3 protein-coding genes are annotated in these 2,373 nt (G+C 37.1%); all 3 read left to right on the top strand.

Translation table 11 applies throughout. The annotated features are described in order from the left end of the window. Nucleotides 1-546: AzlC family ABC transporter permease (locus V7659_RS15300; RefSeq protein WP_335540732.1), on the top strand; the 546-nt coding region annotated here is incomplete at its 5' end. Then, nucleotides 536-844 carry an AzlD domain-containing protein gene (locus V7659_RS15305; RefSeq protein ID WP_335453301.1) on the top strand — a complete coding sequence of 103 codons (309 nt, stop codon included), beginning with the start codon at nucleotides 536-538 and terminating at the stop codon, nucleotides 842-844. The genes V7659_RS15300 and V7659_RS15305, both read left to right, overlap by 11 nt. Before the next feature lie 130 nt (nucleotides 845-974). Continuing rightward, nucleotides 975-2,246 carry a M48 family metallopeptidase gene (locus V7659_RS15310; RefSeq protein ID WP_335540733.1) on the top strand — a complete coding sequence of 424 codons (1,272 nt, stop codon included), beginning with the start codon at nucleotides 975-977 and terminating at the stop codon, nucleotides 2,244-2,246. Nucleotides 2,247-2,373: the final 127 nt, after the last annotated feature.

Consider the following 2,373-nt stretch of genomic DNA (forward strand, 5'->3'; position numbering starts at 1 on the left):
TATATATCGCTGAGCCTAATCGCCTATGGTACAGGAATATTTGAAATTATTTTAACAACGTTTATTGTAAATATTCGTCATTTCCTAATGAGTACATCCCTGAATGAAAAGGTTGAAGAGGACCATCTACTTAATAAGTTAATTTATTCATTTGGGATAACGGATGAAACATTTTCAGTGGTTGCTACAAAAGAGGGACCGGCGGCAACTGGTTTTTTATTCGGCGTTATTTCGGTATCATATTCTAGTTGGGTGGTTTTTTCTGGACTAGGTCATTTGATTGGGGCCAACCTGCCTCAAACCCTGCAGGACAGCATGGGGGTCGCGCTTTATGCCATGTTTATCGGACTTCTAGTCCCATCCATGAAAAAAAGTGTGAAGGTAGTATTTCTGGCGGTACTTGGCGCGATATTTAATTCGATTTTTACCATTGGAAACCTCATGGCTCAAGGCTGGGCCATTGTTACCGCAACCCTTTTATCAGCCATCATTATCGAATCGGTTGAAGTAATTAAAAGGAATCGGAGTGTAAGACATGAAAACTGAAATCGTTTGGATGATTCTTGGAATGGGTTTGGTTACATATATTCCACGTATGATGCCTTTTGTTTTATTTAAAGGAAAAGAACTGCCTCCCTTTATTCAGGGAGTATTAAAAAATGTTCCGTATGCCACACTGGGGGCACTAATTTTCCCTGCAATAATTTTTATCCAAAGGGATGATATCTGGTATGGGGTATTAGGTGCCGCTGCTGCTTTTATTGCAGCTTTTTTAGGGGCTAATGTTATTGTAGTAGTGCTTGGTTCTATCGCTGTCCTATCCTTATATTCGTATCTTATGTAAGTCGGTATTTAATACCGGCTTTTTTATTGTTTATGCTTAAGCACGGAGGCACCTGCATTTTAATTGTTCTAATTTGTCCTTTTTTAACTAAACTAAGTATAGAGAGTTTGTACACAAAGGGGGACAAATCATGGCGAGAAAAATGGGAGTCTATGCGGTTGTGGGCTACATTCTATATGGATTGTTTTTTTATTGGTATTTATTTTATTTTGCTGACTCAAGCCTTCCTTTCGAATATGAAGGATCGAAGGCTGACCCGGCAACCTTTTTGAATGGCAGGGAACTTATGCTGAGTGAGGAGTACTCTAAAATAAGAAATTTATTATTTTTCTTATCTACACCCTTAGAATGGCTTATTTACTTCTTAATATTATTATTCGGCTTATCTAAAGCAATCAAGAATTGGGCTGAAAACTCCTCTAGGTATAAATTGCTCCAAACAGCCATTTATCTGATATGGCTATCTGTTTTCGCTTATTTGGCGACATTTCCATTAAGCTATATTAGTTTAAAATTATCAAAAACGTATAATATTTCGACCCAGTCGTTTGCTTCCTGGATGAAAGATGAGTTAATAGATTTTTGGATTAATTATGGGACGTGGCTGATCATTGTTCCGGTATTATACTGGTTGATGAAGAAAAGTCAGAAACGCTGGTGGCTGTATGGATGGCTTTTATCCATTCCATTTACATTATTTATGATGTTTCTCCAGCCAGTTGTGATTGATCCGTTATATAATGACTTTTATCCTTTAAAAAATAAAGCATTGGAAACAAAAATCTTGACCCTGGCTGAAAAGGCTCAAATTCCAGCTACTCATGTATTTGAAGTGAATAAGTCAGAAGAAACGAATGCTTTAAATGCCTATGTTACGGGGATTGGTTCTAATGCTCGGATTGTCCTGTGGGATACTACCTTAAATAAACTATCGGATAATCAAATCTTATTTATAATGGCTCATGAAATGTGCCATTATGTTGAAAAACATATTTATTTTGGAATAGCTGGCTACTTGCTGATATCACTGCTCGGTTTGTATTTGACCTATAGGATTATGAATTGGGCAACAAGACGATGGGGCAACGAATTGAAAATCTCAGATGTAAGAGATATCCGTTCACTGCCATTATTTTTTATGATTCTTTCGATGCTTCTGTTTGCTGCCAGTCCGTTTACTAATTTTACTTCCCGTTATCAGGAAACTCGCGCTGACAAATACGCGATTGAAATGACCAAAAATCCAGAAGCAGCGATTACATCTTTTCAGGAATTAACTCGTTCTGGTTTAAGTCAAGTAAATCCACCGTTATTAGTAAAAATCTTCAGGTATACCCATCCTTCCATGCTTGACCGGATATCGACGCTTGAAGAGTACGAATTAAAGCATAGAAATAAATAGATACAAATCAAAAAAGGGCTAAGACATCGTTAGATGTCTGCAGCCCTTTTTGTTGGCGAAAAATAAAAAAGCCGTCAGTCATGACGGCAGTTAAAAGTAATTACGTTCCAAACTTTTTGTTAATTTC

Origin of the sequence: Neobacillus drentensis, assembly GCF_036966985.1 — a bacterium.
GTDB lineage: Bacteria > Bacillota > Bacilli > Bacillales > Cytobacillaceae > Neobacillus > Neobacillus drentensis_E.